The sequence below is a fragment of the Natronomonas sp. genome, assembly GCF_028274965.1.
Lineage (GTDB): Archaea > Halobacteriota > Halobacteria > Halobacteriales > Haloarculaceae > Natronomonas.
The window spans coordinates 134329-149019 of record NZ_JAQCNO010000071.1 but is presented as its reverse complement, the minus strand read 5'-3'; the positions used below and the strand labels follow the sequence as shown (position 1 = coordinate 149019).

Sequence of the window (14691 nt, the reverse complement as noted above, 5' to 3'; positions counted from 1 at the left end):
TACTGCGGCGGCGAACCGACGGAGACCGTCCGACACCCCCAGCGGGGCGAGATGGAGACGTGTCAGCGGCACGCTCGACGAATTCGAAACCTCTCGTCCAACCGTGGGGTGGGAGCATGAGTACCGCAGGTACAGCAACGATCACGCCGGTCCCCGAGGCCGATCAATGCAACAAGTCGGGCTGCGAACGTGAGGAGCTACTCGCCCGAATCGAGCCGGACAACACCGACAAGACGCGCGTTCTCTGTCCGAGCCACCGCGTCGCGTGGCTTCGGGAGGTGAGCACTCGATGAGCGGGACTCAACCAGAGGCGCCGACGCCGTCGAGTTACCGCGTCCGGATCGCACCGGTGAACGACGGGAGCGGCCGGCGCGAGCCGCCCGAACTCTCGCCCCGAGAGACGCTCGAACGCTGGCTCGACAAGCTCCGCGTCGACAAGGCCGACTCGACGGTCTCGGCGTACCACTACCGGCTCAAGCACTTCATCGAGTGGTGTGAGGCCGAGGGCATCACCGCGATCGGCGATGTGAACGGCTGGGACATCGAGACCTACGAAACCCACCGGCGGCGGTCAGGTATGGCGACTGTCTCGCTGAACAAGGAGCTCGGGACGCTCAAGAACTTCCTCGAATACGCCGAGCGGATCGAAGTCGTTGAGGACGGGCTCCCCGAGAAAGTCGATCCACCGGACGTGGATCAAGTCGACCAGGTCGACGACACGCGGCTTCATCCTGACGCCGCCCGCGAGCTACTCGACACCTTCGAGGACAGTGCCGAGTGGCGTCACTCCCGCGGCCACGCACTCTTGACGGTCGCGTGGTACGTCGGCTGCCGTCTCGGAGGGCTGCGGGCGCTCGATCTTGGCCATTACGATCCTGGGGCTCGCACGCTTGAGTTCGAACATGCTCCCGACGAAGGTACGCCGCTGAAAAACGGCCGCGACGGGGAGCGGATCGTCGGGCTTCAGGATACGGTGTGCGATGTTCTCGACGGCTATATCGAGGATTACCGCTACGGCCACGTTTTCGACGAGTACGGGCGTGAACCGCTATTTACGAGCCAGCAGGGGCGGCCGTCGACGAACAGCATCCGGGCGTGGATCTACATGGCGACGTTCCCCTGTCACTATCGGGAGTGTCCCCACGGCGAGGATCCCGAGGTGTGCGAGTTTATCGACTATTCGCACGCCAGCAAATGCCCGTCGTCGCGGTCGCCTCATCAAGTGCGGACAGGGTCGATCACCTGGCAACGAAACCAGGGCGTGCCCGCGGACGTCGTCGCGGAGCGGGTTAATGCGTCCGTCCGAGTGATCGAGAATCATTATGACAAACCAGATAAACGAGAGGAAATGGAACAGCGGCGGCGGCATCACATCGACGGCCTCGATCTCGGAGAGGGAGGGCGATCGCAATGAAGTTAGTTGATATCTGCCCGAACCCACTTCTCGCCTTCGCCCTCCGGGGGATCCGACGGCGGATGCTTCGAGCGCCCGCTCTCGAAGCGCCCCCCGATCGATCGCTCGGGGTCACTCGTTGAGTCCGACGGAGGTATAAATACCCCGCGTCTCCGAACTCCGGCGAGGCACGGATCGAGAGCTATGATACGGGTGTCCGACGAACTCCGCGATGTGTGTGTTGGCGCGACCGTGAACCTGTTCGTCTCCGTCGGAACGACCTCCCGGCGGCTCAAAGGCGAGGTGTACGAGACCCGCGAACGCGGCGAAAACGGCGATGTCGTCGAGGTCCGGATCACCGAGGGGACCCCCGGCGACTCCGACATCGTGTTCTGGCTCGGATTCGCCGACGGCGCGACCTACCTCCTCCCGCTGGACGCCTACGACGACCGCCTCGTCTACGTCGAGTACCGCCACAACGGGGCCAGGACCGGGCTCAACGTCCGGACCGTCCGGGACGTCGGCGTGACGCCGACGACGCGGTGATCCGGCCGCCGGCCGTCGGCTGTCGTGTCAGCTGTCGGGCGGCCCACCGCCTCCCGCCGCACGGCTTTTATCCGCCTGTCGTGTACCCGGCGCTATGCTTCTGATCCGCGGTTCGGCGGGCGGGACGGCACTGACGGGGACGCTGTACGAACCCGGCGACGACCCGCCGACGTTCCGCGGCGCTCCCGACGACGACGCCCCGTACGTCTGGGTCTGCGACGCGTTCTACGAGGTCGAAAGCGGCGGGCAGACCCAGACCCTCGACGGCCGGGAGATACGGATCGCCTTCGAGTCGCCGATGCCGCGGGGGTTCGCCGACCGCGAACGGGCGATCGACGCCGCGAGGGCGCACATCCGCACGCAGTTCGCCCGCCTCGGCGTCGACGAGTCCGACGTCGCAATCGAGGTGCTCGAGGCCGTCGACGACGGACCGACCGGGCGCTGATCGGGGGATCGCCGGATCAGGCGACGAGCCCCCAGCGCTCGTCGTCGTAGGACCGATCGCGGTCCGCGTCGAAGCGCTGCTCGATTGCCCGCGTGAGCGCGGCCTTCTCGTCGCGGCCGATCCGGGCCAACTCGTCGGCCTTCGACACCGCGAGCGGCGGCCCCCGCTCGTGGGCGACGTCGCGGAGCATCTGCATCGTGATCGCCTCCCTGGTGTCGGGATCGCGCGTGAAGACGGCGGGGGACTCGACGCGAAACAGCAGTTCCTCGCGGGGGTCGTACACGCAGAAGAACGTCACCTCGTAGTCCGAGAGCTCCCGCTCCCGCCGGAGCCCCAAGGCGTCCCCGTCGGCCGACAGCGGCTCGTCGACGCCGCACCGCGAGACGAACCAGTTGGTGAACGTGAGCTGATCCGTCGGCGCCGCCCCGTCCCCGTCGCCGCGGTCGAGAACGCGCTGGAAGAAGGCGGCGTCGTCGATCCACGGCGCGCGCTCGGTCCGCCTGAGGATCCGGGTTATCGCCTTCGAACTCCCGTTTTTGACGAACCCGACGAGCGGCACGCCGCGCTCTGCGAAGCGCTCGACGAGGTCGATGTACGCCGACACGACGTCCCGCGGTCGCTCGTCCTCGACGAGCAGATCGGCGAGTTCCGGGTGTCTGTCGGCCCACGCGAGCAGCCCCTTCGGGTAGATCGGCCCATCGAGGATCAGGAGGTCCTCAACGAGATCCGCCTGGGTTTCGGCGTGGGTTATCTCGGCGAGATACAGCGACAGCGCGTGGACGACGGCCTCCTCGTAGCGGCTGACGCGCGGCGCTTGGAGGATCCGCCCCTTGGAGTACCCGCCGTCGAACATCGTCCACTCGTCCTCCCCGCAGTCGACGGTCGCGTCGTTCGAGTGCACCGTTGCGACCACCGTCCGCGAGCGGTGTAACCCGAGCTCCGAGGGGACGGCCGCCATCGCCGCCTGCGCCACGTCGAGGACGAGCCCGTTGCTGAACGTCGTTGGGTTGATCGTCCCCGAATCGAGCCCGTGTTGGGTCGGGAACGGCGCCTCCTGAAGCGCCGCCGCCTCGGTGTCGATCCGCCGCCGGCGCCGGGGTCCGAGCGGCTCGATCGCCCGCCTGTCGCCGTCCCACAGGGGATCGAGGAACTCCTCGAACACCGTTTCGGCGAAGCTCTCGTGGTCGCTCGCGTCGACGCGCTGGCTGATCCGGCCCGCGAGCCGTGCGATGCCGTCGAAGTGGACCGGGTCGAGGGTCATACGGTCCGTGCGGCGTTCGAACAATTAAAACGTCGGCCGGCGCCGCGGGCGCCGCCGCGAGTCTTACCCGGTCTTTGATGCAAAACTCGCCGCGATAGCGGTACTCCTTTGACCGACCGTTCAATACGATCCGGTATGGAATACGACGAAATCGAGGTGCCGTCGGACGGGTCGAAGATCGACGTCGCGGGTGACGACGAGCTCGTCGTCCCGGACGACCCGATCGTTCCGATCATCCACGGCGACGGCATCGGAACCGACGTCGGCCCCGCCGCCCAGACGGTGCTCCAGGCGGCGGCGAACGCCACGGGCCGCGAGATCAACTGGATGCGGGTCTACGCCGGCGAATCCGCCCGCCAGCGGTACGACGAGAACCTCCCCGAGGAGACCGTCGACGCGCTCAGGGAGTTCAAAGTCTCGATCAAGGGCCCGCTGACGACGCCCGTCGGCGCCGGCTTCCGGAGCCTCAACGTCGCCCTCCGGAAGAAGCTCGATCTGTACACGAACATCCGTCCGACCTACCACCTCGATGGCGTCCCGTCGCCGGTCAAACGACCCGAGCAGATGGACATGGTGTCGTTCCGGGAGAACACCGAGGACGTCTACGCCGGCATCGAGTGGGAGGCCGGCACCGAGGGCGTCCAGCAGGTGAAGGCGTTCGTCGAAGAGGAGATGGGCTTCGACTCGACGATCCACGACGGCCCGCTCGGGATCGGGATCAAACCCATCACCGAGTTCGGCACGAAGCGGCTGGTCCGGAAGGCGATCGACTACGCGCTCGAAAACGGCCGCGACTCGGTCACCCTCGTCCACAAGGGCAACATCATGAAGTTCACCGAGGGCGCCTTCCGGGACTGGGGCTACGAGGTCGCCCGCGAGGAGTACGGCGAGGAGGTCATCACCGAGGACACGCTGTGGGAAGAACGCGACGGCGAGGCGCCCGAGGACGCGGTCGTCGTCAACGACCGCATCGCCGACAACATGCTCCAGCAGATCCTCACCCGGACCGACCAGTACGACGTGTTGGCGCTGCCGAACCTCAACGGCGACTACCTCTCGGACGCCTGCGGGGCGCAGATCGGCGGCCTCGGCATCGCGCCGGGGATCAACCTCGGCGACGGCCGCGTGCTCGCCGAACCCGTTCACGGCTCCGCGCCGAAGTACGCCGGCCAGGACAAGGTCAACCCCACGGCGATGATCCTCTCGGGGCGCATCATGCTCGAGTTCATGGGCTGGGACGACGCCGCCGACCTCGTCCGGGACGCCGTCGAGCGCGCCATCGTCGACCGGAAGGTCACCTACGACATCGAGCGACAGATCGAGGGCGGCGAGAAACTCGCCACGAGCGAGTACGCCGACGTCGTCGTCGAGAACATCGAGGAGATGGCCTGATCGGGCCTCCGACTCGTATCTGAGGCCGACACCGTAGCCCCCGTCTGACTCTCATCCCATCCGATGTCCGAACACGACCCACCCGACGCCTACCGGTTCAACAAACTCCGCGACTCGAGCGGCTCCCACCGGCTCACGCTCGTCAAAGCGGCGATCGAGGCGGCCGAAACCGACGTCGAGCCGCCCCGACCGGTGTTCGCCCACCTCCCCGCGGGCGAGGGGGTCTGGCTCGGCTTCGACCTCGATCGGTACGGGTCACAGCGGACCCGCGTCGCCGTCCGGCGCGCCGTCACCGCCGAGTTCGACCCCCAAGCGCGCGTTGTCGGGGAGTTTCCGGTGCCGATGCGGGGGAAACTCGGATCGGCGGTCGTCACGCTTCCGAGCCGACTCGTCGAGGAAGCCGGCCTCGGGGAGGCCGACCGCGCGACTGCGGTTGCCGCGGCCCCCGGGCTCCTGTTGTTCCTGACGGAGAGGAGGGCCGCCGCCGGCGATGTCGGGTCCGCACTCGAACGCCTCCGGGGGGCGCTCGCCGACCGCCGAGACCGGTAGCGAACCGACCCGCGGTTTTGTCGGCTCCGAACGGTTTCCTCCCCGCCGCCGCCCCGCCCCGACCCGACCCGGGTTTTCCCAGAATCTTGGAACGGCCTCGGTGATACATGTACCACCCGCCGCTACCGTCTCGCGTGAGGTGAACACGATGGCAACGAGAACGGCCGACTCCGTGGCACGCGAGTACACCTTCGAACTCGACGGGCCGCTCGCGCGGTACTGGATCGCCCTACTGCGGATCATCACCGGCTGGTGGTTCCTCCGTTCGGGCGTCACGAAACTCCTCGAGGACGGCCTGGCGTACTCCTACGGCCCGGCCTACCTCCGGGGGATGGAGGGGACGGCGCTCGGCCCCCTGCCGGTCTGGATGGGCAACAACCTCGCGTGGCTCATCGAGCCGGGCGTGCCCGTCTTCGAGACGCTGATCGGCCTCGGCGTCATGTTCGGCCTGTTGACGCGGCTGGCCGCGTTCGGCGGCGCCTTCTTCATGACGCTGTTTTGGGTCGGCAACGCCGAGTTCGGACACGGCCTCGTCAACAGCGACCTCATGGGCCTGCTGTTGTTCGTGACGATGGCGGCGCTCGCCGCCGGCCGGTACTACGGCCTCGACGCGATCATCGAACGCACCGACCTCGTCGAACGACACCCGAAGCTGAGGTACCTCCTCGGGTGAGGAGCCGAAGAACAATGAGACAGGAACACGACGCACTCGACAACGCGGCATTGGCACTCAGCGGCGCGCTGATCGCGCTCGGAACCGTCGTCTCGGGGATCGTCGAGATCCTCGCGGGGCGGCCCTACGGCGCGACGCCGGTGGAACTGACGAACGACGCGGGAACGGTCGTCGAGACGCTGTACCCGGCCGTCGACCCGACGCTTCGCACCGGCCTCGTGATCGCGGGACTGCTCGTCCTGTTCGTCTGGGGGCTGTACCGGATCGTCGACGCCCCGGCCGAACGGGTCGGTTCTGCCCCCGCCGACGTCGGAGCCGACTGACGCCGGGGTTCGGTCCGCTCTGCTCTCAGTCGTCCGCGGCCGTCGGTTCCGCCGCCCCCGCGGTCGGATCGCGCTCCGACGGCAGCGTGAACTCGTCTAGCTCCCGCTGGAGGGTCGCCGTCTGCGAACTGAGATCCGCGAGCTCCTCGCGGATCCCCGAGATGCCGTCGGCGGTCGCCTCGCTCGCGTCGGCGGCCGCGTTCCCCTTCCGTGCGAGCTCGCGGGCCTCGTCGGCGACCCCGTTGATGACCGCGGTGACCTCCTCGGTGCTTGCGGCCCCGTCGTCGGTCGCGCGGGCGACCTCGTCGATCGAGACCTCGAGCCCGGCCGCCGACTCGTCGACGCGGTCGAAAAGCCCCGCGACCGTGTCGACGCTTTCGGCCCCGTCCGCGACGACCGACTCGAGGCGCTCGACGTCCCGGCGCACCTCGGCGACGTCCTCGAGGGTCTCGGCGGTCGTCTCCTGGATCGCCGCGGAGTGCCCGCGGGTCTCCTCGGCGAGCGCCTTGACCTCGTTTGCGACCACGCCGAACCCGTCGCCGCCGGAGCCCCCGGAGCCGCCGTCGGCGCGGGCGGCCTCGATGTTCGCGTTGAGCGCGAGGATGTTCGTCTGCTCGGCGATGTCGTCGATGAGAGACGTCGTCTCTTCGACGTCGCCCATCCGCTCGTCGAGCGTCCGGGTCAACTCGGCGACCGTCTCCACGCGCTCCGTGACCGCTTCGACGGCCTCGGCGGCGGCCGCGGCCTCGTTGCTGCCGTCCTCGGCGAGTCCGGCCACGTCCGCCGTCTCCCCGGAGACCTCCTGTGTGCTCGCCGCGATCTCCTCGATCACCGCCGAGAGGTCGTCCATCTCGTCGCGGGCGGACTCGAGTTGCTCGGCCTGCCGTTCGAGCTCGGCGGCGAGCTCGCGGACGTCGTCGGCCTGCTCGCGCTGGTCGGCCTCGAGGTCCCCGGCGCGCTCGTGGACCGACTCGGTCGTCCGATCGACCGTGTCCGCGAACGCCCGGAGGTCCCCGAGGACCGACCCGAGGTCCGCGGTCATCTCGCGGTACGCGCTCGAGATGTCCTGGACCGCCTCGATGTCGGAGCCCTCCGGCGGGCTCGCGGTCAGATCGCGGTTCGCGACCGCGGTGAGCGCCGACGCGACGTCGGCGGCCTCGGCCCGTAGCGTCCCGTTCAACTCGTCGAGTCGCTCCTGTTGTGCCTCGGCCTCCCGGCGGGCCTCCGTGATCTCCTCGCGCTGCCGTTCGAGCGTTTCGACGTTCTCGGCGGTGTCGTCGAGCGAGTCCCGCGTGAGCTCGATCGACCGCCACTGGAACAGGATCGCGCCGACGAGCAAGAGCACGAAGAAGGCGTGTATCGCCCCCCAGACCTTCGGGTTCGCCAGCGCCGCCTCGTGGTTGAACACCGCCGCCCCCTCGATCTGTCCGAAGATCGAGTGCTGGAGGGCCACGTACGAGACGCCGACGGCGAGCGGCAGCCAGTCCTCGTACATCGCGACGACGCCGACGCCGACGAAGTACAGAAAGTGCGCCTCGATGAACCCCCCCCAGAAGTACGCGAGCACCGCGGCGGCGGTCATGAACCCGAACGACGCGGTGACCGACCTCGCCCGCCGAGGGAGCACCGCAAGCGCACTGAGGCCCGCCAGGGCGACGAGGAGGCCGCTCCCGACGAGGCCGTGTACCAGCGGGATCTCGGGGTACGTCGCGCCGGTGATCCCGCCCGTCCCCGTGAGCCGGCTGAGCACGAACAGGACCGGTGCGAGGACGACGAGCGATCCGACGATCGCCCTGTGTCTGAGCGCGAACTGACCGTCGTCGATCCGGTTCCCGCTCGGGATGCCGGCGAGAACGCGATCGAGCGTCGTTTCGTTGTCCGTCATTGCCCGTCTACTCAGCGCCGGTGGACTTCAAGCCGGACGGGATAATACCCCTCGAATCGAGCGGTGAGCCGCGTCGTACCTCCCGAATCGAGCAGTGAGTCGCGTCGGGATCGAGTTTGCGGTCGACCGCCCCCGTCCGTTCACTCCGCCCACTCGGGGTCTTCGCGCGGCGGCGAGAACACGTCGATCCCGCGGGCCACCGCGTCGCCGTCGTTCGTAACCGAGTGTGACTCCCCGCCCGGAACGGTGAACGAATCGCCGGCCTCGACGACGGTCTCCTCGCCGCCCGAGACGAACGTCACCGTCCCCTCCCGCAGGTAGCCGGTCTGTTCGTGGGGGTGGCTGTGCTCGGGGACGGTCGCCCCGGGCTCGATCTCGAAGCGCTGCATGCTCGTCTCCTCGCCAGCGACCAACGGCGCGAGACGGACGCCGTCGATCGGCTCCGCCGCGTCGGCCTCGGAGGATCTGATCCGATCCATGCGATCGCCAACGCGCCCGATACACAAAAAACCGACAGGGCGAAACGGCGCGTCTGCGCCCCCGGCGCTCGACCGGAGCCCCCGTCAGTACGACTTTGCGAAGTAGGCGGTCTCGACGGCCGCCTCGCCGCAGACCCCGCAGGTCTCGTGGATCGGCTCCTCGTCGCGGTCCATCGGCAGCATGACGATCTCGGCGGCGATCTCGTCTTTGATCTCGGCCTCGCAGGCCTCGTCGCCGCACCAGCCGGTTTTGACGTACCCGCCGTGTCGGCCGATCGTCCCGAGGATCTCGCCGCGTCCGTGGGCCTCCCGGACGTTCTCGGTCAGGTTCTCCTCGGCGGCGGCGTAGAGCTTCGCGTACACGGTTTCGAGGGCGTCCTCGACCGCGTCGGCGATCCCGTCGCGGTCGGCGGTCTCGTTTTCGCCGTCCGGGCGGTGGACGAGCGTTGCGCCGTCCTCTTCGACCTCGTTCGGACCGACCTCGATCCGGAGCGGAACGCCGTGTAGCTCGTGTTCGTTGAATTTGAACCCGGGGTTGCGCCCGTCGCGGTCGTCGTACTCGACGCGGAACCGCTCGTCGAGCTCCGCGGCGAGGTCGGCGGCGTACTCCGTGACCGCGGTCTCGGTGTCCTCCTGCCAGATCGGCACGACGACGACCTGCGTCGGCGCGAGCGCGGGCGGGACGACGAGCCCCTGATCGTCAGAGTGCGTCATGATGAGCGCCCCGAGCGCGCGCCAGGAGAGCCCCCAGGAGGTGGTGTGTGCGGTCCGTTCGGTCTCCTCCTCGTCGGTGTAAGTGATGTCGAACGCCTCCGCGAAGGAGGTGCCGAGGTGGTGGCTCGTGCCGGCCTGGACGGACTTGCCGTCGGGCATCAACGCCTCGATCGTCGTCGTCGTGTGCGCCCCCGGGAACTTGTCGTGTTCGGGCTTGCGGCCCTTCATCCCGGGGATCGCCATCACCTCCTCGTAGAGGCGTTCGTACTGCCCGAGCCGCGTCATCGTCTCCGCCCAGGCGTCCTCGTGGGTGGCGTGTGCGGTGTGGCCCTCCTGCCAGAGGAACTCCTTGGTCCGGAAGAACGGCTTCGTCTCCGTCGCCTCCCAGCGGACGACGGAACACCACTGGTTCACCCGCATCGGCAGGTCGCGGTGGCTCCGGACCCACTGGGAGATGAACGGCGCGATGATCGACTCGGAGGTCGGCCGGACCGCGAGCCGTTCGTCGAGCTCCTCGCGGCCGCCGTGGGTGACCCACGCGACCTCGGGATCGAAGCCCTCGACGATGTCCTTCTCGCGTTCGAGATACGACTCGGGGATGAACATCGGGAAGTAGGCGTTGTCGACCCCGGTCTCCTTGAACCACCCGTCGAGGTGCCGCTTGAGCCGCTCCCAGATCGCGTACCCGCGGGGCCGGGTGACGATGAACCCGCCCATCGGCGCGTAGTCCGCCAGGCCGGCCTTCCGTACCACTTCGGCGTACCACTCGCCGGGGTTGTGCTCCTTTCGCTCCGTGATTCCGAGTTCTTGTTCGGTCATTGGCTTTCGGCGTTCCCGCTCGGCCGCCGAGCGACCGTGCGGACGTTCAGTACCGTCCGTTCGGAGGCGTGTATTTATATACTGTCGGGATCCGGCGCCGGCGGCTTCGCGCTCGCGTGCCGTTCGATCACCAACTACTATACCGGCCACAGCCGTGCTGTCACACGACGCCACGGACACGAGACGTCATGACCGACCCGCCCGAGACAGTCCGCGTGCTGTACGTCGACGACGACCCGGAGTTCGCCGCGGCGGTCCCGGCCTCCCTCGAAGGCGAGGACGGCCGCCTCGGCGTCGAGACGGCCGCCGACCCAACGGCGGCGATAGCGGCGCTGACCGACGCTGAAGACCCGATAGACTGCGTGGTCTCGGAGTACGGCGTCGCGGCGATGAGCGGCGTCGAGTTCCTCAAGGCCGTCCGCGAGGTCCGCCCCGAGGTCCCGTTCGTGCTGTTTACCGACACCGAGGCGGTCGACGGCGAGGCGGTTTCGGCGGGGATCACCGACTACGTTCCGAAGGGGCGATCCCCCGAGCACTACGCCCGTCTGGCCGACCGGATTACCGACGCAGTCCTGCGATCGCGATCGCGGGGGCGTCCGGCGACCGAACGCCCCGGCGAGGCGCACAGCCCGGCGCTCGTCGAGCGGAGCCTCGACGCGCTCCAGGACGTCTTTTATGTGCTCGACGCCGACGGCGAGATCCAACACTGGAACGAGACGCTCTCGGAGGTCTCCGGGTACGACGACGGGGAGATAGCGGGCTTAGAGCCGGTCGATCTCTTCCCCGCCGACGAGCGATCGCGGGTCGCCGCGAGCATCCGAGAGGCCCTCGAAACGGGCGACTCGACCGTCCGAGCCGACGTGTGCACCGGCACCGGCGAACGGGTCCCCTACGAGTTCGCCGCGACGCGGCTGACCGACGAGCGCGGCGAGGCCATCGGCGTCGCCGGTATCGGCCGCGACATCACCGAACAGATCGAACGCGAGTGGGAGCTAGAGCGAACGAGCGACCTGCTCGCACAGACCGAGCGGATCGCCGACGTCGGCGGGTGGGAACTCGACGCCGACACCCTCGAGGTGTACTGGAGCGAGAACCTCTTCGAGTTGATCGGGTTCGACGCCGAGGACGCGCCGCCGCTCGAGAGCGCACTCGACATCTACCACGAGGACGACCGCCCGGTCATCGAGGACGCCATCGAGGCGGCGCTCGAATCCGGCGAGCCCTTCGACACCGAGGCCCGCTACCGTCGGGCCGACGGCGAGACGCGCTGGCTCCGGGTCCAAGGCGCGCCGGTGATCGAGGACGGCGAGGTCGTCCGGATCCGGGGGGCCGTCCAGGACGTCACCGAACGGACGGAGTACGAACAGCGCCTGGAGCGACAAAACGAGCGCCTCGAGGAGTTCGCGAGCATCGTCAGCCACGACCTCCGGAACCCGCTGAACGTCGTCGAGGGCCGGGCGCGACTCGCGCGCAACGGGTCGAACGGCGACCACATCGACGCCGTCGAGGACGCGGTCGCCCGGATGAACCGGATCATCGACGACATGCTCTGGCTCGCCCGCGAGGGGCGAGACATCGGCTCGACCGACCCCGTCGACCTCGAGGCGACGGTCCGGACCGCCTGGACGATGGTCGCCGAGGACGCCGGGGCGGCCGAACTGCTCGTCGCCGGGGACCTCGGCACGATCGAGGCCGACGAGGACCGCCTCCAGCAGCTCTTCGAGAACCTCTTTCGGAACGCGATCGAACACGCCGGCAAGGCGGCGTCCGTGACCGTCGGCGCGCTCCCCGGCGGACCTCACAGCGGCCCCGAAGCTGAAACCGAAACCGAAACCGCGGCCGACGGCTTCTACGTCGAAGACGACGGGCCGGGCGTCCCCGAGGACGAGCGGGAGACGGTGTTCGACCTCGGCTACTCGACGACGACCGAGGGGACCGGCTTCGGGCTCGGCGTCGTCGAGCGGATCGCCGAGGCCCACGGCTGGACGGTCGACATCGCAGAGAGCGCCGACGGCGGCGCGCGCTTCGAGATCGCCGGGGTCACGCGTCCGCGACGATAGAGACGTAGCCCACCGTCCCGTCCTCGACCGCGCGTTCGAGCTCCTCGATCGCCTCGAGTGCGCGCGCGCCGCGCTCGCCCATCAGGCCGAGCAGGCCCTCGTAGTCGACGCGCTCGGTCACCCGATCCCGCATCGCCAGGAGCTCCTCGCGGTGGTCCGTCACCGACCGGACCGCGAATCCGGCCTCGGACAGCTCGGCGCGCAGGCGACCGCGACCGCGCGCGCCCTCGAGACAGAGCGCCTCCGCGATCCGATCCGGGACCGCCGGCCCGTCGCCCTCGACGACGACATCCGAGAGCGCGAGCCGGCCGCCCTCGCACAACACGCGGCGGGTTTCGCCGAGGGCCACCGGGAGGTCGGTGAGACAGAGCACGCACTCGGCGAGGACGACGTCGGCCGTCCCGTCGCCGAACGGAAGCGCCCTCGCGTCCCCGAGCACCGCGCGTTCGGCACCGCTCGAGCGGTCGATCCCGACGGCGTCGGCGCCGCGCTCCCGTGCGGCAGCCACGGCCTCGCCGGCGCCGCATCCGACGTCGAGCAGCCGCGTTCCGGGGCCGACGGCGGCGCGATCGAGCAGTTCGGCCGTCGCCTCCGTCCCGCCGGGGTGAAGCGGCCCATCGAGCACGCGATCGAGGGTGCTCCAGGGGTTCGCCAACGCGGCGTCGAGCAGCCCGTCCATCAGTCCCCCCCGCGATCGACCGGGCCGCACCCGCCGTCGGCGACCGTCTCCTCGGTACTCTCGCCCGAGGGTTCCCCGGCACTGTCGCGGCCTCCCCAGCCGTTTCGGTTCCGAAGGGCGTACTCGCCGTCCTCCGTGGTCATGTTGTACCCGCAGAACGGGACCAACTCGCCGTCCGTCGTCGGCACCGAGATACAGCAGTTGCTCAGGCGGTTTAGGTCCGCCGCGTCGGCGTCCATGAACCCGGTAAAGGACACCGGGACGACGTCGTCGAACAGCCCCTCGACGCCGCCGGGGACGTCGACGCCGCAGCACCCGGCGGTCTTGCAGGCCCACTCCTCGCCCGCCGCGGTGCCGGCGAGCAGCTCCATGTAATCGTCCTCGTCGACCATGCCCGAGAGGGCGTCCCAGAGTTCGTCGTCGACGTACCGCGTGAGCGGGACGAACGGGTCGTCTTCGCCCTCTTGGCCATCTCCGTCCGTCTCCGTTCCCGCTTTTGGCCCTTCTCCCTGCGGAACGAAGGCGGTCCCGATCTGACAGTACGCCGAACAGCACGGCGCCGGGAGCATATCGCGGGCCTCGAGCGGACCGATCTGCTCGGCCAGCAGCCGCGTCGCGTCGTCGATCGCAAAGCGGCCGTCGTTGCGCTCGTAGCGGCCGAAGTGTGCCACCGGCTGGAAGTTCACCGACCGGACCACGTCCCTGTTGTCGATCGCAAAGCGAACGATGTCGCCCATCTCGTGGTCGTTGACCCCGGGGACGACGGTCGGGACGAGCACGACCGGGAGATCAGCCGCCCGACAGGCCTCGATCGCCGCGCGCTTGTGCTCGAGGAGATCGACCTCGCGGATCCGCTCGTAGGTCTCGCTCGTCAGCCCGTCGAACTGGAGGTACACCGCCGTGACGCCGGCCTCGGCGAGCGCCTCGGCGTAGCCGTCCTCGGTCGCCAGGCGGATCCCGTTCGTGTTCACCTCGACGTGGTCGATCCCGCGCTCGCGGGCCCGCTCGACGAGTTCCGGGAGGTCGTCTCTGACCGTCGGCTCGCCGCCGGAAAACTGGATCGGCCGGCCGCCGGCCTCGGCGACGGTGTCGAGGAGGGCGTCGATCTCCGCCGTCGAGCGGTGCTCGCCGCCGGGGCCGGAACTCGCAAAGCAGTACGAACACGAGAGGTTACAGTCGTCGGTGACCTCGACGACGGCCAGGCAGGCGTGGTCGTCCGCGACGGTCAGATCGCCGCCGTCGTGCTCCGGGGTCGGCCCGAACTCGGCGGCCCACTCCCAGTGGTCGAACGACCCCCACACCCGCCGGCTCGCCGCGCCGTGCTCGGGGCACTCCCGCGTGAGAAACACGCCGCCGTCGGCCCGCTCGTAGCGACCGGGGACCTCCTTGAGACACTCGGGGCAGAGACTCGTCGTCGTCGCGAGCACGTTGCCGCGTTCCATACCACGTGGGAGAGAGACGCGCAAATAAGCG

The 14691-nt window shown here is 69.1% G+C and carries 15 protein-coding genes; 9 read left to right on the top strand and 6 right to left on the bottom strand.

The annotated features are described in order from the left end of the window. The first annotated feature begins 116 nt into the window (after positions 1–116). The 4 genes from Q0916_RS12005 (at position 117) to Q0916_RS11990 (ending at position 2384) form a co-directional block, all read left to right on the top strand. Complete coding sequence (locus Q0916_RS12005; RefSeq protein ID WP_299237511.1) at positions 117–293, top strand: hypothetical protein; 177 nt, start codon at positions 117–119, stop codon at positions 291–293. Continuing rightward, the gene (locus tag Q0916_RS12000; RefSeq protein ID WP_299237510.1) at positions 290–1414 is read left to right on the top strand and encodes a tyrosine-type recombinase/integrase; all 1125 of its coding nucleotides are present in this window, start codon (positions 290–292) and stop codon (positions 1412–1414) included. Before Q0916_RS12005 ends, Q0916_RS12000 begins: the two co-directional genes overlap by 4 nt. 183 nt (positions 1415–1597) lie before the next feature. Beyond that, entirely contained in the window at positions 1598–1939 is a 342-nt protein-coding gene (locus Q0916_RS11995; RefSeq protein ID WP_299237509.1) for a hypothetical protein, read from the top strand. A gap of 94 nt (positions 1940–2033) precedes the next feature. Continuing rightward, complete coding sequence (locus Q0916_RS11990; RefSeq protein ID WP_299237508.1) at positions 2034–2384, top strand: DUF7113 family protein; 351 nt, start codon at positions 2034–2036, stop codon at positions 2382–2384. Positions 2385–2400: 16 nt separating this feature from the next. On the opposite strand, the gene Q0916_RS11985 is transcribed toward Q0916_RS11990, so the two are convergent. Beyond that, positions 2401–3645 carry a DNA double-strand break repair nuclease NurA gene (locus tag Q0916_RS11985; protein WP_299237507.1) on the bottom strand — a complete coding sequence of 415 codons (1245 nt, stop codon included), beginning with the start codon at positions 3643–3645 and terminating at the stop codon, positions 2401–2403. 135 nt (positions 3646–3780) lie between these two features. Between Q0916_RS11985 and icd the strand changes: the two genes are divergently transcribed. The 4 genes from icd (at position 3781) to Q0916_RS11965 (ending at position 6582) form a co-directional block, all read left to right on the top strand. Further along, positions 3781–5037 (top strand): isocitrate dehydrogenase (NADP(+)), encoded by a 1257-nt coding sequence (icd, locus tag Q0916_RS11980; RefSeq protein ID WP_299237506.1) that lies wholly within the window; start codon positions 3781–3783, stop codon positions 5035–5037. A 63-nt stretch (positions 5038–5100) separates the two neighbouring features. Next, complete coding sequence (locus Q0916_RS11975; protein ID WP_299237505.1) at positions 5101–5586, top strand: hypothetical protein; 486 nt, start codon at positions 5101–5103, stop codon at positions 5584–5586. Between the two features lie 148 nt (positions 5587–5734). After that, positions 5735–6259, top strand: coding sequence for a DoxX family protein (locus Q0916_RS11970; protein ID WP_299237504.1), 525 nt, complete (start codon positions 5735–5737; stop codon positions 6257–6259). A 14-nt stretch (positions 6260–6273) separates the two neighbouring features. Beyond that, positions 6274–6582, top strand: coding sequence for a hypothetical protein (locus tag Q0916_RS11965; protein ID WP_299237503.1), 309 nt, complete (start codon positions 6274–6276; stop codon positions 6580–6582). Positions 6583–6607: 25 nt separating this feature from the next. Here Q0916_RS11965 and Q0916_RS11960 read toward each other — a convergent pair whose 3' ends face one another. From Q0916_RS11960 to proS, 3 genes are all read right to left on the bottom strand, one after another. Beyond that, complete coding sequence (locus Q0916_RS11960; protein ID WP_299237502.1) at positions 6608–8467, bottom strand: methyl-accepting chemotaxis protein; 1860 nt, start codon at positions 8465–8467, stop codon at positions 6608–6610. Between the two features lie 140 nt (positions 8468–8607). Beyond that, positions 8608–8946, bottom strand: coding sequence for a cupin domain-containing protein (locus Q0916_RS11955; RefSeq protein ID WP_299237501.1), 339 nt, complete (start codon positions 8944–8946; stop codon positions 8608–8610). Between the two features lie 84 nt (positions 8947–9030). Beyond that, a complete protein-coding gene (proS, locus tag Q0916_RS11950) occupies positions 9031–10479 on the bottom strand; it encodes a proline--tRNA ligase (protein ID WP_299237500.1) in 1449 nt (482 codons plus the stop codon). 188 nt (positions 10480–10667) lie between these two features. Between proS and Q0916_RS11945 the strand changes: the two genes are divergently transcribed. Then, positions 10668–12539, top strand: a complete 1872-nt coding sequence (locus Q0916_RS11945) for a hybrid sensor histidine kinase/response regulator (protein ID WP_299237499.1) — start codon at positions 10668–10670, stop codon at positions 12537–12539. Here Q0916_RS11945 and Q0916_RS11940 read toward each other — a convergent pair. Continuing rightward, positions 12520–13218, bottom strand: coding sequence for a class I SAM-dependent methyltransferase (locus Q0916_RS11940; protein WP_299237498.1), 699 nt, complete (start codon positions 13216–13218; stop codon positions 12520–12522). The two genes, Q0916_RS11945 and Q0916_RS11940, sit on opposite strands and share 20 nt — an antisense overlap. Further along, on the bottom strand, positions 13218–14660 hold the full coding sequence (locus Q0916_RS11935) for a radical SAM protein (protein WP_299237497.1): 1443 nt from the start codon (positions 14658–14660) through the stop codon (positions 13218–13220). The genes Q0916_RS11940 and Q0916_RS11935 overlap by 1 nt, the downstream gene beginning before the upstream one ends. Positions 14661–14691: the final 31 nt, after the last annotated feature.